Raw genomic sequence first — 26,378 nt, forward strand, 5'->3', positions numbered from 1 at the left:
GTTGGCGATGGCTCGCGGCAGTCCGCGTGCGCCGTAAGGATGTGGCAGTATGGTCCACCGAACTGCCATACGTTTTGGAGGGTTGCACAAAGCGTCGCCATTGCGATACTGAGTGGATGTCGACAGTTTCGGAACTCCGCAGGCAGGTCGGTCGCGAACTGGAAGCGCAGCGGGAGCTCGCAGGCATCAACGTCACGGACCCGGAGGCGGCCGCGATCGTCGGTTCGACAAGAACCTTGCGGCGGTTGGAGGAAGGCAAGTCGACGCGGCTCACCTTCGCGATCATCGGCAGACTCGCCGAGTATTACGGCGCTCCCCAGAAGGTTCGGTTCGAGCTCGAACGCATCTGGAGGTTCGTCGACGAGAAGATCTGGGCCCAGCCCAGCCACGCGATCGAGAACTCAGGATGGGATGCCTACCTGGAGTTCGAGCGGTTGGCAGCCGGGCTCGACAAGTTCGAAACCATGCACATTCCGGGACCTCTGCAAACCGTCGCAACCATGCAGCGGTTGTTCAAGCGAGGCGACGTCGCTCCGGAGCGCCACCCTGCTCTCATTGAAGACCGACTGGGGCGCCAGCACGAACTCCTAAGCAAGCTTGACGCGATCCGACTCCGCTTCCTCCTCTCAGAGGCGTCGCTACTCGGCGGATGCGATGAGGAGCAGCTTTCGAGAATGCTCGAGCTAGACGAGCACCCTCATGTAACGATCAGATACCTTCCGCTCGCAGCCGGGCCATATCTCATGTTGGATGTGCCGTTCTCCGTACTATCCTTCAGGAACATCGAGGAGCCCAGCATCGTCTATCTGGAGAGCCCCTATGAACGCCGCTTCTATGAGAACAGCGACGCCGTGGGCAAGTACAGCCAGGTCTTCGAAGGAGGGCTCCGACAAGCCAAGTCACTGAAGGAGTTCCAGCGATGAGCCAGGATAGGTGGCGCAAGTCGACCCGGAGCCAGGGCACCGCGAACAGCAACTGCGTCGAAGTGCGGGTCTCCCCGTGGCGCAAGTCGACCCGGAGCCAGGGCACCGCGAACAGCGACTGCGTGGAAGCCCGCACGGCGGGCACCGGCTTCCAGGTGCGGGACAGCAAGCTTGGCGATGGCTCCCCGATCTTCGACCTGAAGACCGCGGATTTCACCGCGCTGCTTCAGCAAGCCGACCTGTAGCCCGAACATGAACGAGCACGGCCCCGCCATCGGCGGGGCCGTTCGCGTTTGTCCGCGTCACCGTGTTCGATGAGGGGTTCGCCGCGATCCCGGGTCACCAGTGTTCGATGAGGGGTTCGCCGTGGTCGGTGTGCTGCCACTGGGCGGTGAGTCGGTGGAGGCGGGCGGGGGCGGCTATGGCGGTGGCGTGGGCGATCTTGCCGTCGCGGACGGCGAGGGCGACGACGCCGGAGACGCGGCCGTCTGCGGTGGCGATCAAGGCCGGGGTGTTGTTGACGATCGCCACGTGCATGGCGACGTCGCCGCCGGCGCGGCGGCGTTTGGCGTCGGTCGGTTTGAAGCCGCCGCGCATGACCGCGGCGATGCGCTCGGGCCCGGTGTACTGCAGCAGGGTCTCCATGGCGCCCGCGCCGTCCGAGATGCCGGTGGCGTCGTCGGTGAGGAGGGCGACGAGGGCTTCGGTCCGGCCGGAGGAGGCGGCGTCGACGAACGCCTTGACAATGCGGTGGGCGGCGGCGCGGTCCACTTCGGCGCGGCCTTCCGAGGCGACGTGGCGGCGGGCGCGGAGGGCGTGCTGCTGGCTCGCCGACTCGGAGATGTCGAGTATCTGCGCGATCTCCTTGTGGCTGTAAGAGAAGGCTTCACGGAGCACGTAGACGGCGCGTTCGACGGGCGTCAAGCGCTCGAGCAGCAGCAGGACGGCGAGGGTGACCGACTCGCGCTGCTCGACGGTGTCGAGCGGGCCGAGCATCGGGTCCCCGTCGAGCAGCGGCTCGGGCAGCCAGGCGACGGCCTTCTCGCGCCGGGCCCTGGCCGAGCGGAGCCGGTCGAGGGCGAGGTTGGTGACCACCTTGGTGAGCCATGCCTCGGGTACTTCGATGTGGTCGCGGTCGGCGGCCTGCCAGCGCAGGAACGCGTCCTGTACGACGTCCTCGGCGTCGGCGGCCGAGCCGAGCAGGCGGTACGCCAGCGCGGCCAACCGGTTCCGGCTGGCCTCGAAGCGCTCCAAGGTGGCGGTGTCCATGGCGCGACTCTAGGTCCTCTCGTGCGGGTCCGGCCGGTCCGGGCCGGGACTCACGGGCCGGGACTCACGCGACGGCCGCCTCGCGGCGGGCGGCCGGCTCGGCCGTGAGGGCGCGTCTGCGGGACGGCATCCCGAACGTCGGGTGGCCCATGCCGAACACGGCGGTCCTGAGCACGGTCTCCTTGAGGAACGCGGCGGTGCGGCCGCGGATGGACCAGCTCGTGGCTTCGCCGCGGCGGTCGACGGGCTGGAATATGGCGTCCTTGCGTCCGAGGCTCATGTGGTTGCCGTAGTAGGCGAGCGCGGTGCGTCCGACGTCGCAGCCGGTGAGGTCGCCGACGATCGCGGCGGTCGCCTGCATGGCGGTGAAGCCGGCGGAGGCGCACGACATCGGGAGCGGCTTCCCGTTCTCGGCGATCGTGAAGACGCTGTCGCCGGCGGCGTAGACGCCGGGGTGGGAGACCGAGCGCATCTGGCGGTCGACGAGGATCCGGCCGGTGTCGGTGACGTCGAGGCCGCTGGCGGCCGCGATGGGGTGGACGGCGAAGCCCGCGGCCCACACGGTCGCGTCGGCCGCGAGGGCCCGGCCGTCGGCGGCGACGGCGCCGTCCGCGGTGACCTCGGCGATCTCGGTGTGCTCGTGGATCGCGATCCCGAGGCGCTCGAACGCGCGCAGGAGGTGGCGGCGCGGCTTCTCGGCGAACCAGCCGCCGAGTTCGCCGGCGGTCGCGATGGCGACGCGCAGCCGCGGGTGCGACTCGGCGATCTCGGTGGCGGCCTCGATCGCGGTGAGGTTGCCGCCGACGACGAGCACGGTCCCGCCGGGGCCCAGGTCGTCCAGGCGGGCCCGGAGGCGCAGCGCGGCGGGCCGGGCGGCGACGTGGTGGGCGTGCTCGCGCACGCCGGGGACGCCGTGGTCGGCGGCGGTGCTGCCGAGCGCGTACAGCAGCGTGTCGTACGCGAGTTCGCCTCCGTCGTCGAGGGTGACGCGGCGGCGGTCGGCGTCGACCGCGGCGACCCGGTCGACGCGCAGGTGGACGCCGGTGCCGGCGAACATCTCGGCGAGGCCCCGGTAGCGCAGGCGCTGGCCGGCGGCGACCTGGTGGAGGCGGAGGCGCTCGACGAAGTCCGGTTCGGCGTTCACCACGGTGATGTCCACGTCCTCGGGGCGGAGGTGGCGGGCGAGGAAGCCGGCGGCCCAGGCCCCCGCGAACCCGGCGCCGAGGACGGCGATGCGGTGCTGCATGGTCTCACTCCTGTCTGGCGGTGTGTCGCCCCTTGAACGGGGCGGCGGCCGGATCCATGACAGTGAGGAGGTATGCGGTGCGTCTCAGTCGGCGCTGTCCTCGTCGCCGGCCGGGATGCGGCGGCGGCCGCCGCGGCCGATGTACCGGCGCCGGTCCGCCTGGTCCATCTCGTACCGGATGTACCAGGGCGCCCAGCCGCCCTGCGCGAACCAGCGGCGGCCGGTCGGCGAAGCGAGGCCGCCGATGACACACAGCCCCATGACGATCCACACCGGCGAGATGACGAGGGCGGTGACGTCGCCGTAGGTCCGCGAGACGCCGGCGATGCCGATCGCGGTGTTCCCGATCGCGAACAGGACGGCGAAGGCCCGGGCCCAGCGGCGCCCGCGCCCGAGCTGGAACACGATGGCGGCGTAAGGGACCGTGAGGACCGCGATGAGGGGCAGCACGATCGCGATCGGGAAGGTGGTGCCGACCGGGAGGGCGTCCTCGAGTTCGGAGAGCCCCGGGATGCCGTCGGACTGCGATTCGACCCAGCCGAGCAGGCGCGGGCCGAGACCGAGGCTGACGCTGACCAGCATGAAGTACTGGAACACCATCATGACCTGCGCGAGGTCGACGGAGTGCGGCTTGTCGTAGAGCGGTGCGGGTCCGGGAGAGTCGGGGCTGTTCACGGGCGCTCCAAGGAACTGGGTCCTTCCAGGGTACGTCCGCGGAGCCGCCGGCGGGTCCCCTCATTCTCCGGATCCGGTGGGCCGCACCTGCACCCACCGCCACACCGGTGGCGAGACGAGCAGTCCGAGGCAGGTGAGGTCGAGGACGCCCGCGAGCTTCCCGAGGACCGGTGCGGCGAGCCAGGAGTCGAACTCCGCGAGGAGCACCATCGCGGGGATCCCGGTGGTGACCGTGGCGAGGAACCACGCCCAGGCCCGGCGGTGCCAGATCCCGAGCGCGTACAGCAGCAGCAGCGAGGCGCCGACGACGAGGACGGTGAGGAACACCGGGCTGGTGTAGCCCATGCGCTCGCAGTCGACGTCGTGCGGGCCGCACGCGAAGTACTCGGGGATCAGGACCGCCATGAAGTCGATCCAGCTGAGGACGAGCAGGGCCATGAGCAGCCGCACGGTCAGCGGCCGCGGCTCGGTCGGTGCCCCCATGCGCTCATTGTCCCCCATGCGCGGCGCCGCGCAAAGGCCGGAAGAAGTCGCGGAGGTCCTGGACGAGGAGGTCCGGGGCCTCCATGGCGGCGAAGTGGCCGCCGCGGTCGAACTCGGACCAGTGGACGATCCGCTGGGTCCGCTCCAGGAGTCCGCGGATCGCCGGGTCGGTCGGGAAGACCGCGACGCCCGTGGGGACGTCCGAGTACGCGGGCGCTGGCTCGTCGCGGACGGCCCGGTACTGGTGGGCCGAGGTCGCGCCGGTCCCGGTGAGCCAGTAGAGGGTGACGTTCGTGAGGAGCTGGTCGAGGTCGACGGCGTGCTCGGGGAGGCGCGCGGCCGGGTCGGTCCAGTCGTGGAACTTGTCGGCGATCCACGCGAGCTGCCCGACGGGCGAGTCGTTGAGGGCGTAGGCGATCGTCTGCGGCTTCGTGGACTGCAGGGCCGAGTACCCGGTGCCGTCGCGCACGAGGTCGCGGACGGCCTGGAGGCGTTCGCGCTCCTCGGCCGTCAGGGAGGCGAGCGCAGGGTCGTCGGGCGGCGGGAGTTCGAGGCCGCCGTTGATGTGGACGCCGGCGACCCGGTCCGGGGCGAGGCGGCCGAGGGCCGGGGAGACCTTGGAGCCGGTGTCGCCGCCGTGAGCGCCGAACCGGTCGTAGCCGAGCCGGTCCATGAGGGCGAGCCAGAGGCCGGCGATGCGCGCGTGGTCGAAGTCGGGCGCCGACAGGGGCGTGGAGAATCCGAATCCCGGCAGGGACGGCGCGACGACGTGGAACGCGTCGGCGGCGTCGCCGCCGTGCGCGGCCGGGTCGGTGAGGGGCCCGATGATCTTCATGAACTCCACGACCGACCCGGGCCAGCCGTGCGTCAGGACGAGCGGCAGCGCGCCGGGTTCGGGCGAGCGGACGTGCAGGAAGTGGATCCGCTGGCCTTCGATCTCGGTGAGGCCCTGCGGGAACGAGTTGAGCGCCCGCTCGTGGACGCGCCAATCATAGCGGTGCAGCCAGTGGTCGGCCAGGCGCCGCAGGTACAGGACCGGGACGCCGCGCGCCCAGCCCGGCTCCGGGCTCCCCGCCGGCCAGCGCGTGAGCCGCAGCCGGTCGTGCAGGTCGTCGAGCGCGGACTGCGGGACGTCGATGCGGAAGTCGGCGATCGGTTCCATGGTCGTTCCTCCCGGGTCCTGCGGCCGCCGGCGCGGCCTCCGCCCCATGCAATCAGAGCGGACGGGGTCCGTCCACCGGGTTCGACCGGTGCGGCTGGGCGAGGAGCCCGGGAACGGTCGGGCGAAGGAGGTCCGCGGCTCATCCCGGGGCGCCAGAGGACGGACTCGGGGCCGTCCCCGCGACCGAGGTCCGCCGTTTCGCCGGGCGGATGCACCGCCGGAGGGGCCTGGGACGGTCCGAGGACTTGACGCGTCCGTGGGGGCGAGGACACTGAGGGTTCTACGGATCGGGAGGTCGGGATGGAGTTCGCGGGGTATCGGGTGGTCGTCACGGGCGCCGGGCGCGGGTTCGGGCGGGCGCTGGCGCTCGCGTTCGGGCGGGAGGGTGCGGAGGTGTTCGTGTCGGCGCGGCGCTTCCAGGCCGCGGAGGACACGGCGCAGGAGGTCCGGCAGGTCGGCGGGCGGGCGCACGCGTTCGAGTGCGACCTCGCGGACGCCGAGTCGGTGCGGGAGTTCGCCGAGGGGCTCGCCGAGACCGCTGACGCGGTGGACGTGCTGGTCAACAACGGCGCGCCGTACTTGGACGCGGGCGGGTTCACCGAGGCGACCGATGAGCAGGTGGCCGAGACGATCGCGGCGGGCGCCGCCGGGACGGTGCTCGTGACGAAAGCGGTCCTGCCGCTGCTGCTGCGCAGCGACCGGCCCGACATCGTGACGATGGTGTCCGGCTGCGGGGAGTACGGGAACCACCGGTCGGCCGCGCACGAGGCGTTCTACGCGGCGAAGTCCGCGCAGGCCGGGTTCACCGAGGTCCTCTCGAAGCGGCTACGGCCCCAAGGGGTCCGCGTGATCTCGCTGTACCCGCCGGACTTCGAGACCCCCGATCCGCTCGGGCCCGAATGGGACGAGCCCACCCGGAACGGCGACGCGCTGCGCGCCCGGTCGCTCGTGGACTGCGTCCGCTTCGCGATCGGGCAGCCCCGCGACTGCTTCATCAAGTCGTTCTACTTCGAGCAGGTCTAGGGTTCGACGTCTGTTCTCGAACCGTCGTCGTCCCGCCGTTCGCTCGCCCCGAAGCGGTGGTCGAGTTCGGCCTCATGCCGGTTGCGGGGCTCGGGGCCGCGGGTCTTGCGGTCTGAGGCGGCGACGGCGAGTCGGGCGGGGCGGTCGTGATGCGTCTGCGGTCCTCCGGGCTCGCAGTCTCCAGCACCGCGGCCGTGCGTGCGCGGCGGCGACCGCGGCCACGCGGTCGCCTGTGGTCAACTCCGGGGCGTCTCGGGCGCGGGTCGGCGATCGGGCGAGACCACTTGGGGCGCAACGACTTCAGGGGCGGAACGTGAGCGTTCTCCAACCCGTGGGGTGATGACGCCACCGCTCCTGCGAGGGAGGATTGAGATACGCACAGGGATACGGAATTGGTTCAGGTGGCGGCAGGTGTACGCAGACTGAGACAAGCCTCTGGCCGGGATCGTTCTCCTCACCAGTTCCGGGCATCCCCTGCCGCGATGGGCGGCAGGGGTGTCCAGCCTCGGGGGCGCAGAGTCCTCAGTGCTATCGGGTTCTTCCCCCCGCCTGCCGACCGGTAGTGCCGAAAGGGGGAGGGAGACCTCCGGACGGGATCACCTCGGCCGGGGTGCGAGTGCTCGGAACGAGGCACAACCAGCCAGGAAGCACGGCACAGCGGACACGCCAGGCCGGGCAGGCCGGGCGGGGTCCGCGGACGGCAACCCGCCGCACACAACCACCCGCACGGCGACAGCCGGGTCGAACGGTCCTGCGACCGCTCGCTCGAGACCCGGCAGCCGGAACCACCCGGCCCCGGTCACGGGATGACGGCATTCGGCCACCAGGACCTGGACCACCGGGTCTGACCGGCCGCGCGCCCGGCTGGACACGAGCAAGGGCCCACCACATCCGGGGGACACCACACCACCACGGGAGCGGGCAGGGCCGAAGCGCGAGACGCCTGGAGGGGAACCGAAGTCAGGGGTGCGACGCGCCCCGGGAACAGACGGGGCCGGGTCGCAAGGCACCCAAGGGGGGAACCGAAGTCCGAGGTGCGACGCGCCCCGGGAACGGACAGGGCCGGGTCGCAAGGCGCTCTGGAGGGGAACCGAAGCCGGGATATGACGCCCTGGGAGGGGAAACCGGAGCCGGGGTGCGACACGCCCCCGCGTGGGGCCGAGGCGAACCGGGCCTGGAGCACACGACGAGGAACGCGAAGGAAAGGAGGAACGATGCGAGACCGAGCGATCATTCGCTGCCCTGCCACTGCCACTGCCGCCGCTGCCACGCCGACCGACAGCGGGCGTCGGTGCCGTACCCGCGAAGGCGTAGCTCCCGGCACGGTCGAGCCGACCGGACGCCGACCGAGCCCCGGGGGCGACATGGCATCGAGATCGGGACGATACGCCGCACCGACCGGTCGCCGAGCCGCGCAACCGCACTCCCTCGCGAGCGAAGCGAACCCGCCACCACCGCAACACTCACCCGACCCACGCACGACGCGTCAGGGCCCCGACCGGCCATCACCACCGCGGGCAGGCAAGACGGTCACCTGCGCCCGCCCGATCCTCACTAGCACCGTCGCCGATCGCCCGAACCCTGAACCGGACGGGCCCGGCCACGGTAATGCCACCCGACCCGATCGCTAGCTACACCGTCGCCGATCGCTTGAACAGCGACCCGAACGTGCCCGGCCACGGTGATATCACCCAGCCTGGCCGCTAGCCTTCGCCGTCTCCCATCGCCGGAACCGCAACCCGAGCGGGTCCGGCCACGACCACACCACCCGACTCGGTCCCTCGCCGGCACCGTCCCTGATCGCCCGACCACGACCCGAACAGGCCCGGCCACGAGAACACCGCCCTATTCGGCCCCGGCCTCGCCGTCGCTGATCGCTCGAACATTGAACCGGCCGGGCCCGGCCACGTCGATGCCGCCCGACCCGGTCGCTAGCTTCGCCGTCGCTGATCGCCCGAACTCCGAACCCCGATTCGAGCAGACCGGTCCCGCCCTATGCCTTCGCGGGTTCGGCCGCCGGGACGATGTCGGAGATCAGGTCCGCGCACCACTGGAGCAGCGCCAGGCCCTCGAGGGGCTTGCCGCCGACGCGGGACGTCGTGGGCCGCGGGACGCTGATGAGGCCGGCCGGGGCCTTGTAGTGCGCGTCCGGGTAGTGGCGGCCCAGGCGGAGCTGCCGCGAATCCGGGAGTTCCACAGTGGAGAACCGAAGGTTCTTGCCCTGCAAGGTGATGTCGGTCAGGCCGTGCGCGCGGGCGAGGAGTCGGAAGCGCGCCAGGTGGAACAGGGTCAGGACCGGCTCGGGCGCGGGCCCGTACCGGTCCTCCATCTCCTCGCGGACCTCGTCGAGCTCGGCCTCGTCGTGGACCTCGGAGATCTTGCGGTACATCTCCAGGCGCAGCCGCTCGACCTCGATGTAGTCGAACGGGATGTTCGCGTCCAGCGGCAGCTCGACCTTGACCGGCGCCGGCGGCTCGTCGCCGCCGCCCTTGAACGCGGTCACGGCCTCGCCGACCATCCGCAGGTACAGGTCGAAGCCGACGTCGGCGATGTGCCCGGACTGCTCGGCGCCGAGCAGGTTCCCCGCACCGCGGATCTCCAGGTCCTTCATGGCGACGTACATGCCCGCGCCGAGCTCGGAGTGCTGCGCGATGGTCGCGAGCCGCTCGTGCGCGGTCTCCGACAGCGGCTGCTCCGGCGGGTACAGGAAGTAGGCGTAGGCCCGGTCGCGGCTGCGGCCGACGCGGCCGCGGATCTGGTGGAGCTGCGAGAGGCCGAGCAGGTCGGCGCGCTCGACGATGAGCGTGTTGGCGTTCGGGATGTCGATGCCGGACTCGATGATCGTGGTCGAGACGAGCACGTCGGACTCGCCCTCCCAGAAGCTCTGCATGATCTTCTCGAGCTGGCCCTCGCCCATCTTGCCGTGCGCCACCGCGATCCGGGCCTCGGGCACGAGCTCGCGCAGCCGCGTCGCGGCCCGGTCGATCGACTCGACCCGGTTGTGCAGGTAGAACACCTGGCCGTCGCGGAGCAGTTCGCGGCGGATCGCGGCGACGACCTGCCTCGCCTCCCACGCGCCCACGTACGTGAGCACCGGGTGGCGCTCCTCGGGCGGGGTCGCGATCGTCGACATCTCGCGGATGCCCGTCACGGCCATCTCGAGGGTCCGCGGGATCGGCGTCGCCGACATGGTGAGCACGTCGACGGCGGTGCGCAGCGCCTTCAGCTTCTCCTTGTGCTCCACGCCGAACCGCTGCTCCTCGTCGACGATGATGAGCCCGAGGTCCTTGAACCGGGTCTCGGCCTGGAGGAGCCGGTGGGTGCCGACGAGGATGTCGATCTCGCCCGCGGCGATGCCGCGCTGGATCTCGGCGGCCTCGCGCGCGGACTGGAACCGCGAGAGCTGCTTGATCTTCACCGGGAACTGGCCCATGCGCTCGACGAACGTGCCGTAATGCTGGCTGGCCAGGAGCGTCGTGGGCACGAGGACCGCGACCTGCTTGCCGTCCTGGACGGCCTTGAACGCGGCCCGGACCGCGACCTCGGTCTTGCCGTAGCCGACGTCGCCCATGACGAGGCGGTCCATCGGGACCCGGGCCTCCATGTCCGCCTTCGTGTCGATGATCGCCGAGAGCTGGTCGGGGGTCTCGACGTACGGGAACGCGTCCTCGAGTTCGCGCTGCCACGGCGTGTCGGGGCTGAACGCGTGCCCTTCGGCGGCCTGCCGGGCCGCGTAGAGCTGGATCAGCTCGGCCGCGATCTCGCGGACCGCCTTGCGGGCGCGGCGCTTCGTCTTCTGCCAGTCGGTGCCGCCGAGCTTGTGGACGGTCGGCTGCTCGCCGCCGACGTAGCGGGTGAGCTGGTCGAGGGAGTCGGTCGGGACGAAGAGCCGGTCGCCGGGCTGGCCGCGCTTCGACGCGGCGTACTCGATGACGAGGTACTCGCGTTCGGCGCCGCCGATCGCGCGGCGGACCATCTCGACGTACTTGCCGACCCCGTGCGCGTCGTGGACGACGAAGTCCCCCGGGGAGAGCTCGAGCGGGTTGACCGCGCCTCTGCGCTTGGCGGCCTTGCCTTTGCGGGGCCGCTGGGCCGCGAGGGCCTTGCCGCCGGCGATGTCGGCGGCGGTGACCGCCACGATCCCCTTGTCCGCGAAGCCGAGCGCGAGCGTGCCGACGCACGCGACAACTTCGCCGGGCCGGAACGCCGCGGGCGAGGCCTCCAGGTGCGCGCCGATCCCTTCGGCGCGGAGCTGCTCGGCGGCCCGCTCGGCGCCGCCGAGCGCCGGGTAGACGACCGCGACGGCGCGGCCTTCGCGGACCCAGGCGCGCATGTCCTCGACGAGCTGGGCGGTGTTCCCGTGGTACCGCGGCGTTTCGGCGATGCCGAGGTCGACGGTGACCGCGTCGTCCTCGACGCCGCCGTACGTCAGCGGCTCGCCGGTGATCGCGGCCAGCTCCGCGGCGGCCGCGTCCTGGACGGCGTCCTCGGGGGCGGCGGCGAACGGCGAGACCGTCCACCAGCGCTGCCCTTTCGCGAGCGCGGCGGTGCGGGCGTCGGCGAGGTCGCGGAACGTCCCCGCGCCGAGGTCGACGGGCGCTTCGCCGCCGGCCGCGGCGGCGGCCCAGGACGCTTCGAGGAACTCGTTCGAGGTCGCGACGAGGTCGAGGGCGCGGGAGCGGATGCGTTCGGGCTCGATCGCGACGATGAGGGCGTCCCGGGGCAGGACCTCCTGGAACAGTTCGAGCCGGTCGGGGCCGGCGAGGGCCGGCAGGAGCGACTCCATGCCTTCGACCGGGATGCCCTGGGCGAGTTTGGCGCACATCTCGGCGAGCCCGGGGAACGCTTCGCCGAGGGCGGCGGCCTGCTCGCGGACGTCGTCGGTGAGGAGCAGTTCGCGGCAGGCGACGGCGCGCATCTCCTCGACCGCGTCGAGGGACCGCTGGTCGGCGACGGAGAACTCGCGGATCGAATCGACCTCGTCGCCGAAGAACTCCAGGCGCAGCGGGTGCTGGGCGGTCGGCGGGAACACGTCGAGGATGCCGCCGCGCACGGCGAACTCGCCGCGCTTCTCGACCAGGTCGACGCGTTCGTACGCGAGGTCGACCAGGTGCGCGGCGAGCTCGGTCAGGTCGGTCTCGTCGCCGCGGCGCAGGTGCACCGGTTCGAGCGAGCCGAGCCCTTTGAGCTGGGGTTGGAGCGCGCCGCGGACGGGGGTGACGATGACGCGCGGTATGTCGCCGGCGTGGATGCGGTGGAGCAGGTCCAGCCGGGCGCCGACGGTGTCGGAGCGCGGCGAGAGCCGCTCGTGCGGCAGCGTCTCCCACGCCGGGTAGTACGCGATGTCGTCCTCGGCGATGAACGAGGCGAGGGACTCGGCGAGCTCCTCGGCTTCGCGGGAGGTCGCGGTGATCGCGAGGACGGGCCCGGCGGCGTGCCGGGCGGCCTGCGCGAGCGCCAGCGGCCGCGCGCCGGGGACGGCGACGACGTCGACCGGCCGGTCGGAACCGGAGGCCAGCTCCGCGAGGCGGGCGAGCTTGGGTGCGGACGCGGCGGCCTCGAGCAGGCGCTCGAGTCTGGGCTGCGGCTTGCCTTCGGACATTCGCGGGCTCCCTGCGCAGTGTCTGGATGCTGCCCTTGCAGGGCACGACTGATGGCCGGAGACAGCCCTGACGGGGGGCTGTTCCGGCGACCGGTCGAGTCTACCTCGCGAGCCCGATGCCGTTTCCCGGCTCGCGGGCTTCGCCGAGGACGAGGCGGCGGCAGCGGCCGCGCGGCTCGCGCCGCGGACCGCCCGCTCTGCGTGCTATTCCGTGGCGCCCTGTCCGCCGCCCTGGTCGAACAGGAGGCCCTGCACCTCGGGAAGGAAGAAGAACATGCCGAGGACGACCATGACGGTGAGCGCGGGCAGCAGGATCTTGTACTCGGCCTTGCCTCCGGCGCGCAGGGCGATGCTGTCGGGCAGGCCGATCTCGCGCCAGCGGCGCTTCTGGATCGGGATCGGGAAGAACATGGGGCAGCCCATCTTCGTGATCACGTCCCCGAGGATGTGGATGAAGCAGCCGACCCCCATGGCGACGCCGAGCAGCCAGTACGAGCGGTTCTCGTCCAGCAGGTGGTACATGCCGTAGGCGACGGCCAGCGAGATGCCGGTGGTCACGACCCACCCGTACTTCTCCACCACCGAGTTCATCAGGCCGCGCACCGCGAGGCCGGTGAGCACGAACAGGATCGCGATCACGGCGAACTTGCCGCCCCAGGCGGCGAGGAACCCGGTGCCGGCGCCCACGAGTCCCGCGTGGACGATCGTGTGCGTGAACAGGCGGTGGCCGTTGTTCCGCTTCTTGTCCTTCTTGGATTTCGTCAGCAGGTAGAACCAGTAGCAGAGGCGTTCGACGATCTCGGCGAAGAGCAGGGACACGACCCCGAACGAGCGGGCCACAGTGGACCCGCCCTTGTTCTCGGTCACGCGTCCGGCGCAGTCGATGTCGGGGTACAGGGCGGCGCCGGCGCAGGCGATGGTGCCGACGGCGAGCTCGCTCGCGGTCTGGTCGATGCCGAACGCGGCGGAGGCGACGGCCGAGCCCGCCAACCACAGGGCGGCGCCGGACATGGCGTGGGTCGGACCCATGACCATTACGGGGACTCCTTCAAGGGCAATGTGAGAGCAGTCGGGAGGATGGCGACACTATCCCACACCGGCCGCGAACCCGGTGTCCCAGGAGTATCAGGACGCCGCAACGGGTTTCGCGACCGGTCCGATCGCGACCGGTACGCGCCGGTGCCGTTCGCGCTATGGTCGAGGAGTGTTCGACTCCGCCATGCTCGCCGCGTACTTCGAGCGCGTGGGCATCTCCGCTCCGCGGCGCCCGACGCTGCACGCGCTCAGGCGGGTCCACCGCGCCCACGTCGCCGCGATGCCCTACGAGAACCTCGACATCCAGCTCGGACGGCCGATCCGCCTCGACGCGGAGTCGCTGCACGCCAAGCTGGTCGCGGGCGGGCGCGGCGGGTACTGCTACGAGCACAACGGCGTCATGGCGTTCGCGCTGGAGGCCATGGGCTTCGACGTGCGCCGCGTCCTCGGCGGGGTCGCCCGCGAGACCGAGGGCGACGGCAACTGGTGGAACCACATGCCGCTGGTGGTCCGGTTCGGCAAGCCCGGCACCGGGGAACGCGGCGGCAAGCCCGGGACCGACGGCGCGGAGTACCTGGCGGACTCCGGGATCGGCACCGGCTTCCGCGACCCGCTGCCGGTCCGCAACGGCAGCTATCGGGTCGGCGCGTTCAACTTCGGCATGTGGAGCCTCGGCGGCGACGAGTGGCGCTGCTCGATCGACCCGCGCGTCTCGAACCTGACGTTCGACTTCCGGCTCCCCGCCCGGCGGCCCGAGGAGTTCGCCGACCGCTGCCGCGAACTGTCCACTTCACCCGAGTCGCCGTTCGTGAAGACCCTGACGGTCCAGAACCCGCGCGAGCACGACATGTGGGTCCTGCGCGCCCGCACCCTCACCGTCTACGACCCGGCCCTGCCGGACTTCAAGTCGGTCCGCGTCGTCGAGGACGCCGACGACTTCGCGTCGCTCCTCAGAGGCCGGTTCAACCTCACCCTCCCGGACGCCGACATCGCGGCCCTGTGGGCCAAGGCCGAGGAGCAGCACGAGCGCAGGCTCGCCGAGGAGTCGAAGGCGAGCGCCCTCTAGGACCGCCTGTGCATCATGGCGCGAACGGGCCGGGAGACGACCGCTCACCGGACGGCCCCTCGGGCTCCAGGGCCCGCTGGCGGGCGGCCTCGTAGAGCGCGACCGTGCCGGCGTTCGCGGCGTTCAGCGACGAAGCGGCCTTGGGCGACATGGGGATCCGGGCCGTGGCGTCGGTGAGCTCGGTCCACGCCTTCGACATGCCCTCGGTCTCGTTCCCGATCACGAGCAGGGTCGCGCCGCGCAGGTCGTGCTCGGACAGCGCCCGCTCGCCGTGCTCGTCGGTGCCCACGATGGACGGGCGGTGCGGCTGCCGGTCGGCCCATTCGACGACCTCGTGCGCGGACGCCGCGCTGATCACCGGGACCGCGAACAGGCTCCCGGTGGAGGCGCGGACCGCTTTGGGGTCGTACGGGTCGGCGGCGTTGCGGCCGGTGACGACCACCGCGTCGGCGCCGAACGCGTCGGCGGAGCGGATGAGCGAGCCGACGTTCCCCGGGCTCGAGGGCCGGTCGATGACGAGCCCGAGCCAGCCGGGGCGCGACTCGAGCTGCGAGAGCCGCCGCGTCGGGATGGCGACCTGGGCGAGCAGTTCGGGCGCCTCGCCGTCCTTGTCGCCCAGCTCGGCCATGAGGTGCGCGGCGACGGCCGCCCGCTCGGTGTGCGGGGCGTCGAGCAGGCCGCGGGCCCAGTCCGACAGGCGCGGGCGGTCGGCGTCGTACAGCAGCTCCTGCACGGTCCAGCCGTGCTCGACGGCCATCGTGATCGGCCGGACCCCCTGGACCAGGAACGACCCGGACCGGTGCCGCTTGGTCCGGTTGCGCAGCAAGGTCTCCCACTGCTGGAACTTCGCATTCCGGACGCTGACTCGCAAGCTTCTCGCCATGGTCTCCGTGCTTCTGCTGTGAACCGCCGCCGAGGGACGCGCCGAACCTAGCATGATGAACGGTGCGGCGCCGCGCGACGATCGCGCGGCCGGAACGGAGGGAGACCATGCGAGTCGGGATCACCGGGCACATGGACCTGGCGGAGGACTGCACGGACCTGGTGCGCGAAGCCATCGAGCGGGCCCTCCCGCAGGAAGGGCCCGATCTCATCGGGGTGAGCTGCATGGCGTACGGCGCGGACTGGATCTTCGCCGAGGAGGTCCTCGAAGCGGGCGGGCGCCTCGAGGTCGTCCTGCCCGCCGCGGACTACCGCGAGACGAAGGTGTGGCAGAGCCACCACGAGCACTTCGACGCCCTCATCGCGCGGGCGGCGACCGTCGACGTCATGCCGTTCGAACTGAGCGACCCCGAAGCGTACGCGGCCGCGAACGAGCGGATGCTCGCCTCGATCGACAAGCTCCTGGCGGTGTGGGACGGCAGGCCCGCGAAGCGCCGCGGCGGCACCGCCGACGCCGTCGCCGAAGCCGAGCGGCGCGGCGTCCCGGTCACGCGGATCTGGCCCGACGGCGCGAGACGCGAACACGAGGACTGAGTCCGCGCCGTGCGCGCTCCGGGCCGGGCCCGCCGGCCCGGCCCCGGGCTCCGCCCCGGTCAGCCCGTGTTGCGCAGGCCGGCCGCGATCCCGTTGACGGTGATCAGGAGCGCCCGCTTGAGCTGCGGGTCGACGTCGCCGTCGGCCCCGCCCTCGGAGCGGTAGCGCTTCAGCAGCGAGATCTGGAGGTGGTGCAGCGGCGCCAGGTAGCGGTCCCGGACCTCGAGCGTCCGGGTGAGCTGCGGGTTCGCGTCGAGGAGCCGCTCGCCGCCGGTGAGCGCGAGGATCTCGCGGACCGTGGCCGCGTGCTCGACCTTGATCGCCTCGAAGATCGACTGCAGGTGCGCGGGCACGAGCGTCGAGACGTACTGGCCCGCGATCGACAGGTCGGTCTTGGCGAGCGTCATCTCCACGTTCGACACGAAGTTGCGGAAGAAGTGCCACTTCTCGTACATCTCGGCGATGTCGTCGCCCAGCCCTGCGTCGCGGGCGGCCGCCAGGCCCGAGCCCACGCCGTACCAGCCGGGGACGATCTGGCGCGACTGCGTCCAGCCGAACACCCACGGGATCGCGCGCAGGCCCGAGAGCCCCGCGTCGGTGTTCGGGCGCTTCGACGGGCGCGAGCCGATGTTCAACGCGCCCAGCAGCTCCGTGGGGCTCACGGCCCAGAAGTACTCGGCGAGGCCGTCGCGGCCGGTCAGGTCCCGGTACGCGGCCTTCGACGCCTCGGAGGTCTGGTCCATGACGTCGAACCAGCGGGCCAGGACCTCCGGCTGGTGGCGCGGCTCGGTGTGCAGCAGCGTGGCCTTGAGCGACGCCGCCACCGTGAGCTCGAGGTTCTCGCGGGCCAGCGCCGGCAGCGTGTACTTGTCGGAGAGGACCTCGCCCTGCTCGGTGATCTTGATGGCGCCGTCGAGCGTGCCCGAGGGCTGGGCCAGGATCGCCTCGTGGGTGGGGCCGCCGCCGCGGCCGATGGTGCCGCCGCGGCCGTGGAACAGGCGCAGGCGCACCCCGTGCTTGTGCGCGACGTCGCGGAGCTGCCGCTGGGCCGCCTGGATGTTCCACTGGCTGGCGGTGATGCCGGCGTCCTTGTTGGAGTCGGAGTAGCCGAGCATGACCTCCTGGACGTTCCCGCGGGCGGCGACGATCGCGCGGTACGCGGGCAGGCTCAGCAGCGAGTCGAGCAGCGTGTCGGCGTTGCTGAGCTCCTCGACCTCTTCGAGGAGCGGGACGAACCCGATGTCGGCGCGGCCGCGGGCGACGTCGATGAGCCCGGCGTCGCGGGCGAGGATCGCGGGGGCGAGGACGTCGCCGGCGTCGTGGGTCATCGAGATGATGTAGGACTCGACGATGGCCTTCCCGAACTGCTCCTGGGCGTCGCGGATGGCGTGGAAGACGTCGAAGGTGCGGCGGCCGGGCTCGGTGAGCTCGACGTTCGCGGGCGCGAGGGGCCGCTGCCCGGACAGCTCCTTCGCGAGGACCGCGCTGCGCTCCTCGGCGGTGAGCTCGGCGTACGGCTTGTCGAGTTCGCCGGTGGCGTCGTACAGCTCGGCGAGGACGGCGTGGTGGGCCTCGGAGTGCTCGCGCACGTCCATGGTGGCGAGCTGGAGGCCGAAGGCGGCGACGGTGCGGATGACGCGGTCGAGCACCCCCTTGGCGGGGAGCTGGCCCCGCTGGCGGGCGAGCGAGTCGCGCATGACCTGGAGGTCGGCGAGGAGTTCGCGGCCGTCCGCGTAGTCGATGCCGGGCCGGTGGGGCAGGCCCTCGGCGTGGCGGGAGCGGGTGTTGGCGAGCTTCGCCTCGATGGCGCGGGCCTTGAGCCGGTACGGCTCCTCGGCGTGGATGCGCTTGTAGCGGGCGGGGATCGCGGCGCCGAGCCGCTCGAGGTCGGCGCCCACGGAGTCGAGGAGCTCCTGGGAGGCGGGCCGGACCGCCTGGGACACCGAGAGTTCGTTGATGAGCCCGGCGACGGCGCCTTCGGCGGCCGCGATGCCGTGCTCGTGCTGCATGAGCAGGACCTGCTTGGTGACCTCGGGGGTGACGAACGGGTTGCCGTCGCGGTCGCCGCCGATCCAGGTGCCGAAGCGCAGGGGCGCGGCGCCGGGGCGGGGGGAGCCGCCGAGGTCGGTGAGGGTGGCGTTGAGGTCGGTGAGGACGCGGGCGGCGGCGTCGCGGTAGAGGTCGGTGAGGTAGTAGATCGCGTTGCGGGCCTCGTCGGTGGGCTCGGGCTTCTCGACGCGGAGCTCGTCGGTCTGCCAGAGGAGGTCGATGATCTCGGCGAGGCGGGAGTTGACGGCGTCGACGTCGGCGGAGCCGAGGACGGCGCGCTCGGCGGTCTCGGCCTCGAGGAGGTCGGCGATGTTGCGCAGCTTGATGAGGATGGACCGGCGGGCGGCCTCGGTGGGGTGCGCGGTGAAGACGGGGCGGACCTCGAGGCGCTCGGCGGCGGCCGCGATCTGGTCGGCGGGCACGTCTTCGAGGGTGATCTCGGCGCGGGCCTGGGAGAGCCAGCCGCCGTTCTCGGCGCGGGAGCGGCGCATGTCGCGGGCGCGGTGGACCTGCTCGGTGATGTTCGCGAGGTGGAAGTAGGTGGCGAACGCGCGGGCGAGGTCGACCTCTTCGGTGACGTCGAGCTTGGCGAGCCGGGAGGCGACGGCCTCGGGCTGGTGGCGGACCAGGCCGCGCACCTCTTCGACCAGCTCGAGCAGCTGGGGCCCCTCCTGGCGGACGAGCGCCTGGCCGAGGAGGTTGCCGAGGCGCCGGATGTCGCGGCGGAGCTGCTTGTCGTCAGTGCCGCTGGAGGAGTCGAAGTAGTCCATGGAGGTCTCCACTGCTGGTCTGGGCAAACCCTGAGGGGGCCGCTCGCGCCGACGTCCTTGTCCGCGGTGAACTGCTGCTGCTCTGGAGCTGTGTGAGCGTTTGAAGAGCGCTGTCAGCGTAACTTACCGGTAATGGGCGCGCCACTTTCTCAGTCCGCCATGCGGGACGGACCGGAACGAATGCGGCGGCGCGGGTGAGGTGCGTGACGGAGCGGTGGCATACCCTGGTTCGACCGAGACCGATGCCGCCCCGACCGATCCGCAGCGAAGGGACCCCGACCGCCGATGTCTGACTGGGTACTGCCCGACGAGATCCTCGCCGAGGCGCCGAGCCACACCCCGCTCCCGCACGAGCTCGCCGACCTCGAGCTGCTGCTGTACGGCGCGTACGCGCCGCTGCGCGGGTTCATGGGCGAGGCGGAGGCGCGGGCGGTGACCACCACGGGCGCGCTGCCGGACGGGACGGCGTGGCCGGTGCCGGTGACGCTGGACGTCCCGATCGCGATCGCGAGGATGCTCGACAACCCCGACCCGAAGCGGCGTGTGCTTCGCATCACCGACCCGGAGGGGGCGCCGGTCGCCGCGGTGGAGTGCCACAGCCTCGACGCGCTCGGCCCGGACATGGTCCGCGTCGGCGGTCCGGTGCGGCGCATCGCGGACGCCGCCCACGGCGTCTTCACGGGCCTGCGGGCGACCCCGGAGCAGGCGAAGACGACGTACACGAAGCCGCGGGTCCTCGCGCTCGTCGCCGACAAGCCGCTGCACCGGCCCCAGCTGGCGCAGCTCGCGCGGGCCGCGCACAACCTCGCGGCGCACGTGCTGGTCATGATCCCCACCGGGGACGAGACGAACGGCGACCGGGAGCTGCGGCTGCCGACGGCGGCGCTGGTGCGGTCGGTGCTCGCGGCGAAGGACCGGCTGCCGACGGCGACGGTGCTGACGGTGCCGCTGTCCAAGCGCGGCGACCGGCTGCGGGACGGCCTGCTGACGGCGAAGGTGGCGGCCGCGTACGGCGCCACGCACGTGATGACCGGCCCGGACGGGCTCGGCGGCGGCGACGGCGTCCGGGCGATGGTGCCGCGGGAGCTCGCCTACGACACGCGCGACGGCCAGTGGCGGCCGATCGAGGACATCGAGCCGCCGTTCCGGCGCACCGCGCTCTCCGACGCCGAGATCGCCGACATGCTCGACCGCGGCTTCGGGCTCCCCGAGTGGCACACGCCCCCGAGCGTGGCCGCCGAACTCCGCAAGGCCCGCCCGCCGCGGCGCCAGCGCGGCCTGGTGCTGTTCTTCACCGGCCTGTCCGGCTCGGGGAAGTCCACGATCTCGCGCGGCGTCTACGAGGCGCTCCTGGAGGACGGGACGCGCACGGTGTCGCTGTTCGACGGCGACGTGGTGCGCCGGCTCCTGTCGAGCGGGCTCGGGTTCACGCGCGCGGACCGGTCGGTGAACATCCGCCGGATCGGGTTCGTCGCGGCCGAGGTCGCGCGGCACGGCGGCATCGGCATGGCCGCGCCGATCGCGCCGTACGAGGCCGACCGGGCCGAGGCGCGGCGCATGGCCGAGGCCGCGGGCGCCGACTTCGTGCTCGTGCACGTCTCGACGCCGCTGGAAGTGTGCGAGGCGCGGGACCGCAAGGGGCTCTACGCGAAGGCGCGCGCGGGCCAGATCCCGGAGTTCACGGGGATCTCGGACCCGTACGAGGAGCCGCTGCACGCGGAGCTGGAGATCGACACGAGCGAGATCACGATCGGCGAGGGCGTCGAGCAGGTCCTCGAGTACCTGTCCGAGGGCGGCTGGCTGGAGCCGATCGGGCTGCGGATCGCCTGAACGCACGAGGCCCGGGCGTCCGCCCGGGCCCGCCGGTCAGAGCAGCGTGGACCAGTAGTCCCAGAACCCGATGCCGACGATGCCGATCACGGCGAGGTACAGCAGGGCCAGGCCGATCCAGTGGAAGCGGAGCACGTCGTCGACGGCGTCGCGCCAGTCCTCCGAGACCGGGATCGCGCCGGTGCTGAGGTTGCGCATGGTCGTGAACCAGAAGATCGGCAGGACCACGGCCCAGACGGCCATGCACCACGGGCACAGGACGCCGATCCGGTACACCGACTGGAAGATCAGCCACGACACGAACGCGAGCCCGCCGAGCGTGCCGAGGTTGAACACGAGGACGATCCAGCGCGGCAGCTCGACCTTCGAGAGCCACAGCACCCCCATGAAGACCACCAGCGGGAACGCCGCGAGCCCGATCATCGGGTTCGGGAACCCGAACGCGGACGCCTGCGGCGTGTTCATGACGGTGCCGCACGACAGCACCGGGTTGAAGTCGCAGGAGATGACGTGGTCGGGGTCGATGAGCGAGGCGATCCGCTCGTAGGTGAGGTCGAACGCGGCCGCGAGGCCGACGAGCCCGCCGACGAGGAGGACCAGCGCGGTGAGCGTGCGCCCCCTGGCCTCTCTCGCCGTCTCGCCGAACGCCTCGTCCATGCGCGCCCCCTGGATCGTGGTTGCCGTCGATGTGATCACGCAAGGGTAACGAGCGCGGCGCGATCGAAGTTGCGCGCAGGGCGCGCGAATGTGGCGATTCGGACAGGCGGGAACCGGGCCGGGCGGCCCGGCGTCGAAGCGGTCGGCGCCCTGCGTCAGACCCGCAGCGACCGGCCGCCGTCGACCACGAGCACCTGCCCGGTCACGTAGGAGGCCGAAGGCGCGCAGAAGAACACGGCCGCGGCCGCGACCTCCTCGGGCGTGCCGGGGCGGCCCATCGGGCCGTCGAGGCCCTGCTGGAGCTCGGGGACCGTGGAGGAGCCGGTGCGGACCAGGCCCGGCGCGACCGCGTTGACGGTGACGCCGTCGGCGACGACCTCCGTCGCGAGCGCCTTCGTCAGCCCGGTGACGCCGGCCTTCGCGGCGGCGTAGGCGGCCTCGGCGGGGACGGCGTTGACGACGCCGGCGGTCGCGGCGACGTTCACGATCCGGCCCCAGCCGCGCTCGGCCATGGCCTGCACGAACGCGCGCGACACCAGGAACGCCGTGTCGAGGTTCCGCGACAGCTCCGACCGCCAGTCCTCATAGGACAACTGGGCGACCGGCTTCACCACGGCGGGATCGGACTTCGACGTCAGGCCCGCGTTGTTCACGAGGATGTCGACCTCGCCGACCGCGTCCGTGACGGCGTCGGCCAGCCCGCCCACCTCGGCCTCGTCGGTCAGGTCCGCCACGAACCCGACCGCGTCGATCTCCTCGGCCCGCTCGTGGATCCGCTTGGTCGTCGACACGATCGCCACCGTCGCGCCCGCCAGCCGCAGCCGCGTCGCGATCGCGAACCCGATCCCGTCGGGCGCACCGGCACCCGTCACCAGCGCGATCTTCCCGGCCAGCGAATCGAGCTCCTGGAGGCGCCCTCGCTGCGACGACTCGGTCGGGGTCTGACCGGTCGAGGGAAGGTCGATCACGTCAGCGAGGCCGTCATCGAAGGAGTCGAGGCTCGGTCGCGGTTCATTCATGCGGGCAGTCTCTCACGGGCCACCGACCAAATCCATCACCGGCAGGCGGAACAGCGCAGAACCGACACTCCGGGTTCGATCGGCCAACCGGCGCACCGGTACCGGTCCCGCAGCGCACCCCGCCGGACGGCGATCCCGGGCGCCGCGCGACCCGGCCGGCGGCGCGTGGGACCATCGGAGGATGGAGCCGCATCTCGGCCCGGTCCTGACGGCGCTGGCGCGCAGCGCCGTCGCGACCTCGTTCGGCCCGAAGCCGCCCGCGGCGGCCGAGCTCCTCGCCGACACCCCGACAGCCCTGGCCGAGAAGGCCGCGACCTTCGTGACCCTCGAGCGCGACGGGGCCCTCCGCGGCTGCATCGGCACGCTCGTCGCCTTGCGGCCCTTGGGGTTCGACGTGGTCCGCAACGCCCGCCTGGCCGCCAGGGACCCGCGGATGGCGCCGGTGAGGGCCGACGAGGTCCCCGGCCTCACGTTCGAGGTCGCGGTCCTCACGCCCGCGGAAACCGTTGCGGTGCAGGACTTCTCAACGCTGATCGAAGGGCTGCGGCCCGGCGAGGACGGCCTCACCCTGAAGGACCGGGAGGGCCGCCGCGCCACGTTCCTGCCGTCGGTGTGGGGGCATTTGCACGACCCGCACCGGTTCGTCGCGGCCCTGCTGCGCAAGGGCGGCTGGCCGCGCCGGCTCTGGGCCGGCGACCTCCGCACGGCCCCCTGGCCCGCAGGGCTCACGGCCGAGCGGTACGGGACCACCGTCTACACCGGTTGAGCCCCTGCGGGTCCGCCGGACCCGCAGGGACCGGCGCTCACGGCAGCGCGACCAGCGAGCCCTCCGCGGTCTTCACCGCGGAACCGGACACCGAGACCGACACCGGGACGCCGGCCTCCACCACGACCTCTCCGAACAGCGTCGACGGGCGCCCGATCTCGGCGCCCTGCGCGATCTCGTACGCGTGCACGCCGTCGCCGGCGATCAGGCCCGCGTCCACCAGGTGCACCCCGAGCGCCACCGCCGCCGAACCGGTCGCCGGGTCCTCCCCCACGCCCACGTGGAACAGGCGCGCGTGCACCGCGGAGGTCTCCGGGTCGAAGCTGTACACGTACACCTTGTCGAGGTGCCCGGGCACGTCGACCGCGGCGGCCACGTCCTCGTCCGCGAGGCGCACGAAGTTGTGGTCGAGCCCGGCGGAGGCGTTCTTGGGGACGCCGACGATCCGGTCGGCGCTCAGGCCGATCGCCGCGGCGGCGGTCTCGGGGTCGAGCTCGGGACCGATCGCGATCGCGGTCGACGTGAGCTTCGCCGCGCCGCCGTCGACGGCGACGGTCATGAGGCCCGCGCCGCACTCCTGGACGACCGTCCCGTCCTTCGCGGTGACGCGGCCGGACGCCACGGAGGCGACCGCCGCCCCGATCGTGGGATGCCCGGCGAACGGGAGTTCCTCCGCAGGGGTGAAGATTCGCGCGCGATAGTCGGCGCCGGGATCGGCCGCGGGGAGCACGAACACGGTCTCGGAGAAGCCGAACTCCTTCGCGATCGCCTGCATCTGGGCGGTCGCGAGGTCCGCGCCGTCGTAGACGACGGCGAGCTGGTTGCCCGCATACGGGCGGTCTGAGAAGACGTCGTAGATCTCGAACGGAAGCGTCATGCCGCACTTATAGCTCGCCTCCCTGAGCGAGCGGTGGGTAAGGCTACGCTCACATTGCCTTCTCCGGGCACGTGGCTACGATTGACGCATGTCTGACAACGCCGCCGTCGTCGAGGCCGTGCATGAAGCGCTCTCGCACGTCAACGACCCTGAGATCCGCCGTCCGATCACCGAGCTGGGAATGGTCGACACCGTCGCGGTCGCAGGCGGGCGCCTGTCCCTGAAGATCCTCCTCACGGTCGCGGGCTGCCCGATGCGCGACACGCTGCAGCGGGACGTCGCCGCCGCCGTCGACGGGGTCGAGGGCGTCGAGGAGCTCGACCTCGAGTTCGGCGTCATGAGCGAGCAGCAGCGCGCCGACCTCCAGGTGAAGCTGCGGGGCAAGGCCGGCGCCGAACCGGTCATCCCGTTCAACCTGCCCGAATCGCGCACCCGCGTGTTCGCGATCGCCTCCGGCAAGGGCGGCGTCGGCAAATCGTCGATGACGGTGAACCTCGCCGCCGCGCTCGCGGAGAAGGGCCTGTCGGTCGGCATCGCCGACGCGGACATCTACGGGCACTCGATCCCGCGGATGCTCGGCGTCGAAGGCGCGCCCACGCAGGTCGAGGACATGATCATGCCCCCACAGGCGCACGGCATGAAGGTCATCTCGATCGGCATGTTCACGCCCGGGAACACCGCGGTCGTGTGGCGCGGGCCGATGCTCCACCGCGCGCTCCAGCAGTTCCTCGCCGACGTGTACTGGGGCGACCTGGACGTGCTCCTGCTCGACCTGCCGCCCGGGACCGGCGACATCGCGATCTCCGTGGCGCAGCTCCTGCCGACCGCCGAGCTCGTCGTCGTCACCACCCCGCAGCAGGCGGCCGCCGAGGTCGCCGAGCGCGCCGGGGCGATCGTCACGCAGACGCACCAGAAGCTCGCGGGCGTGGTCGAGAACATGTCGTGGATGGAGCTGCCCGACGGCTCCCACATCGAGCCGTTCGGCTCCGGCGGCGGCAAGACCGTCGCCGAGGCGCTCACCCGGGACGTCGGCACCGAGGTGCCGCTGCTCGGCCAGATCCCGCTCGACCCGAAGCTCCGCGAAGGCGGGGACGCCGGCGTGCCGCTGGTGATCTCCGACCCCGACTGCGAGGCGTCCCGCGCGATCCGCGCGATCGCGGACCAGCTCGCGGTGCGCAAGGTCTCGCTCGCCGGCAAGCGGCTGGGGCTCAGCCCGGTCTAGGGCCCGAAACGGAAACGGGCGGCGGCACCGGTCCTCGCGGGCCGGTGCCGCCGCTTTCCATCTCCCGGTTTCCATGAAAGAAGCCTGTGCGGGGAGCGCCTGCGCCTGCCGCCGCGTGCCCCTCTCCGACCACGGTATGCGGGCCAGGGCGCCCGCGCGTCGGCCCGAGGAACGAAAAAGCCCCTCATGCTCAGGCATGAGAGGCGGTACCCGGGTACTACAGGCGCATTACCCGGCGCGCGTCACTGGGCCGCGTCACTGGGCCGCGTCACTGGGCCGCATCACTGGGCCGCATCACTGGGCGCTGTGGAGGGCGGCGTTGAGCTCGCCCCACGTCCCGGCGCGGGGCCGCACCTCGAGGACGCCGGTCTGGGTGTTGGTCCAGAACTGCAGGTTGTCCTTGCCCGAGAGGGTCGCGGCCTTGACCACGGTCCCGTCCGGGAGCGTGACCTTCGAGCCGGCGGTCACGTAGCAGCCGGCGGCCACGACGCAGTTGTCGCCCAAGGAGATCCCGATGCCGGAGTTCGCGCCGAGGAGGCAGCGCTCGCCGATCGAGATGACCTCCTTGCCGCCGCCCGAGAGCGTCCCCATGATCGAGGAGCCGCCGCCGATGTCGGAGCCGTCGCCGACGACGACCCCGGCGGAGATGCGGCCCTCGACCATCGAGTTGCCGAGCGTCCCGGCGTTGAAGTTCACGAAGCCCTCGTGCATGACCGTCGTGCCCTCGGCGAGGTGCGCGCCCAGGCGCACCCGGGAGGCGTCGGCGATGCGGACGCCGGTCGGGGTCACGTAGTCGGCCATCGGCGGGAACTTGTCGAGCGACTTGACCTCGAGCGTCCCGCCCGCGGCGCGGAGCTTGAGCCGGGCGGCGTTCACCGCGTCGGCCGGGATCGGGCCGTGGTTGGTCCAGGCGTTGTTCGGGAGGAGCCCGAAGATGCCCTCCAGGTTGATCGAGTGCGGGATCGCGAAGCGGTGCGAGAGCAGGTGCAGCCGCAGGTAGACGTCCGCGGTGTCGACCGGCTCGCCCTCGAGGGACTTGATGAGGACCGACACGCCCTTGGAGCGGGTCCCGGTCGGGTTCTCCCGGTCGATTCCGGGCGCGGCCACACCGGTCGGCGCCTCGCCGAGGCCGAGGCGGGTGAACCACACGTCGAGGACCGTGCCGTCGGGGGCGACCGTGGCCACGCCGACTCCCCAGGCTGCGTCAGTCAGGAATTCACTCATGGTC

Annotated in this window: 21 protein-coding genes; 8 read left to right on the forward strand and 13 right to left on the reverse strand. The window is 72.0% G+C overall.

What is annotated here, in order from left to right:
* Positions 1–116: 116 nt before the first annotated feature.
* Together GFD30_RS05540 and GFD30_RS05545 are read left to right on the forward strand one after the other, a co-directional pair.
* On the forward strand, positions 117–923 hold the full coding sequence (locus tag GFD30_RS05540) for a helix-turn-helix domain-containing protein (RefSeq protein WP_153024202.1): 807 nt from the start codon (positions 117–119) through the stop codon (positions 921–923).
* Entirely contained in the window at positions 920–1,168 is a 249-nt protein-coding gene (locus tag GFD30_RS05545) for a DUF397 domain-containing protein (protein ID WP_153024203.1), read from the forward strand. Before GFD30_RS05540 ends, GFD30_RS05545 begins: the two co-directional genes overlap by 4 nt.
* A gap of 94 nt (positions 1,169–1,262) precedes the next feature.
* Here the strand turns inward: GFD30_RS05545 and GFD30_RS05550 are convergent, their stop codons facing one another.
* From GFD30_RS05550 to GFD30_RS05570, 5 genes are all read right to left on the reverse strand, one after another.
* A complete protein-coding gene (locus GFD30_RS05550) occupies positions 1,263–2,192 on the reverse strand; it encodes a sigma-70 family RNA polymerase sigma factor (protein WP_153024204.1) in 930 nt (309 codons plus the stop codon).
* A 64-nt stretch (positions 2,193–2,256) separates the two neighbouring features.
* Positions 2,257–3,438, reverse strand: a complete 1,182-nt coding sequence (locus GFD30_RS05555) for an NAD(P)/FAD-dependent oxidoreductase (RefSeq protein ID WP_153024205.1) — start codon at positions 3,436–3,438, stop codon at positions 2,257–2,259.
* 84 nt (positions 3,439–3,522) lie between these two features.
* Positions 3,523–4,113, reverse strand: coding sequence for a hypothetical protein (locus tag GFD30_RS05560; RefSeq protein WP_153024206.1), 591 nt, complete (start codon positions 4,111–4,113; stop codon positions 3,523–3,525).
* Positions 4,114–4,173: 60 nt separating this feature from the next.
* Positions 4,174–4,596 (reverse strand): hypothetical protein, encoded by a 423-nt coding sequence (locus tag GFD30_RS05565; protein ID WP_153024207.1) that lies wholly within the window; start codon positions 4,594–4,596, stop codon positions 4,174–4,176.
* A gap of 4 nt (positions 4,597–4,600) precedes the next feature.
* Positions 4,601–5,758: an epoxide hydrolase family protein gene (locus tag GFD30_RS05570; protein WP_153024208.1), complete on the reverse strand. Its 1,158-nt coding sequence runs from the start codon at positions 5,756–5,758 to the stop codon at positions 4,601–4,603.
* A 300-nt stretch (positions 5,759–6,058) separates the two neighbouring features.
* Here GFD30_RS05570 and GFD30_RS05575 point away from each other — a divergent pair, with 300 nt between their 5' ends.
* Positions 6,059–6,781 (forward strand): SDR family oxidoreductase, encoded by a 723-nt coding sequence (locus tag GFD30_RS05575; RefSeq protein ID WP_153024209.1) that lies wholly within the window; start codon positions 6,059–6,061, stop codon positions 6,779–6,781.
* A 1,993-nt stretch (positions 6,782–8,774) separates the two neighbouring features.
* Here the strand turns inward: GFD30_RS05575 and mfd are convergent.
* Positions 8,775–12,383: a transcription-repair coupling factor gene (gene mfd, locus GFD30_RS05580; RefSeq protein ID WP_153024210.1), complete on the reverse strand. Its 3,609-nt coding sequence runs from the start codon at positions 12,381–12,383 to the stop codon at positions 8,775–8,777.
* A 204-nt stretch (positions 12,384–12,587) separates the two neighbouring features.
* Positions 12,588–13,418 (reverse strand): metal-dependent hydrolase, encoded by an 831-nt coding sequence (locus GFD30_RS05585; protein WP_227995858.1) that lies wholly within the window; start codon positions 13,416–13,418, stop codon positions 12,588–12,590.
* Positions 13,419–13,587: 169 nt separating this feature from the next.
* On the opposite strand from GFD30_RS05585, the gene GFD30_RS05590 reads away from it, so the two are divergent.
* Entirely contained in the window at positions 13,588–14,484 is an 897-nt protein-coding gene (locus GFD30_RS05590; RefSeq protein WP_153024211.1) for an arylamine N-acetyltransferase family protein, read from the forward strand.
* Positions 14,485–14,497: 13 nt separating this feature from the next.
* Here the strand turns inward: GFD30_RS05590 and GFD30_RS05595 are convergent, their stop codons facing one another.
* Positions 14,498–15,367, reverse strand: coding sequence for a TrmH family RNA methyltransferase (locus tag GFD30_RS05595; protein ID WP_153024212.1), 870 nt, complete (start codon positions 15,365–15,367; stop codon positions 14,498–14,500).
* A 107-nt stretch (positions 15,368–15,474) separates the two neighbouring features.
* Here GFD30_RS05595 and GFD30_RS05600 point away from each other — a divergent pair, with 107 nt between their 5' ends.
* Positions 15,475–15,960 (forward strand): hypothetical protein, encoded by a 486-nt coding sequence (locus GFD30_RS05600; RefSeq protein ID WP_153024213.1) that lies wholly within the window; start codon positions 15,475–15,477, stop codon positions 15,958–15,960.
* A 59-nt stretch (positions 15,961–16,019) separates the two neighbouring features.
* Here the strand turns inward: GFD30_RS05600 and ppc are convergent, their stop codons facing one another.
* Positions 16,020–18,779: a phosphoenolpyruvate carboxylase gene (gene ppc, locus GFD30_RS05605; RefSeq protein WP_153024214.1), complete on the reverse strand. Its 2,760-nt coding sequence runs from the start codon at positions 18,777–18,779 to the stop codon at positions 16,020–16,022.
* A 285-nt stretch (positions 18,780–19,064) separates the two neighbouring features.
* On the opposite strand from ppc, the gene cysC reads away from it, so the two are divergent.
* Complete coding sequence (gene cysC, locus GFD30_RS05610) at positions 19,065–20,609, forward strand: adenylyl-sulfate kinase (RefSeq protein ID WP_153024215.1); 1,545 nt, start codon at positions 19,065–19,067, stop codon at positions 20,607–20,609.
* A 36-nt stretch (positions 20,610–20,645) separates the two neighbouring features.
* Here cysC and GFD30_RS05615 read toward each other — a convergent pair whose 3' ends face one another.
* Together GFD30_RS05615 and GFD30_RS05620 are read right to left on the reverse strand one after the other, a co-directional pair.
* Complete coding sequence (locus tag GFD30_RS05615; protein WP_322632979.1) at positions 20,646–21,305, reverse strand: vitamin K epoxide reductase family protein; 660 nt, start codon at positions 21,303–21,305, stop codon at positions 20,646–20,648.
* Between the two features lie 116 nt (positions 21,306–21,421).
* Positions 21,422–22,285, reverse strand: coding sequence for an SDR family NAD(P)-dependent oxidoreductase (locus GFD30_RS05620; protein WP_153024216.1), 864 nt, complete (start codon positions 22,283–22,285; stop codon positions 21,422–21,424).
* A gap of 181 nt (positions 22,286–22,466) precedes the next feature.
* On the opposite strand from GFD30_RS05620, the gene amrA reads away from it, so the two are divergent.
* Complete coding sequence (amrA, locus tag GFD30_RS05625; RefSeq protein ID WP_194201857.1) at positions 22,467–23,051, forward strand: AmmeMemoRadiSam system protein A; 585 nt, start codon at positions 22,467–22,469, stop codon at positions 23,049–23,051.
* Between the two features lie 37 nt (positions 23,052–23,088).
* On the opposite strand, the gene GFD30_RS05630 is transcribed toward amrA, so the two are convergent.
* Positions 23,089–23,928, reverse strand: coding sequence for a PhzF family phenazine biosynthesis protein (locus GFD30_RS05630; protein ID WP_153024218.1), 840 nt, complete (start codon positions 23,926–23,928; stop codon positions 23,089–23,091).
* Between the two features lie 88 nt (positions 23,929–24,016).
* Here GFD30_RS05630 and GFD30_RS05635 point away from each other — a divergent pair, with 88 nt between their 5' ends.
* Positions 24,017–25,150: an Mrp/NBP35 family ATP-binding protein gene (locus GFD30_RS05635; RefSeq protein ID WP_153024219.1), complete on the forward strand. Its 1,134-nt coding sequence runs from the start codon at positions 24,017–24,019 to the stop codon at positions 25,148–25,150.
* Between the two features lie 294 nt (positions 25,151–25,444).
* Here GFD30_RS05635 and GFD30_RS05640 read toward each other — a convergent pair whose 3' ends face one another.
* Positions 25,445–26,374 (reverse strand): DapH/DapD/GlmU-related protein, encoded by a 930-nt coding sequence (locus tag GFD30_RS05640; protein ID WP_153024220.1) that lies wholly within the window; start codon positions 26,372–26,374, stop codon positions 25,445–25,447.
* Positions 26,375–26,378: the final 4 nt, after the last annotated feature.

Source organism: Glycomyces albidus (genome assembly GCF_009451885.1).
Taxonomy (GTDB): Bacteria; Actinomycetota; Actinomycetes; order Mycobacteriales; family Micromonosporaceae; genus Glycomyces; species Glycomyces albidus.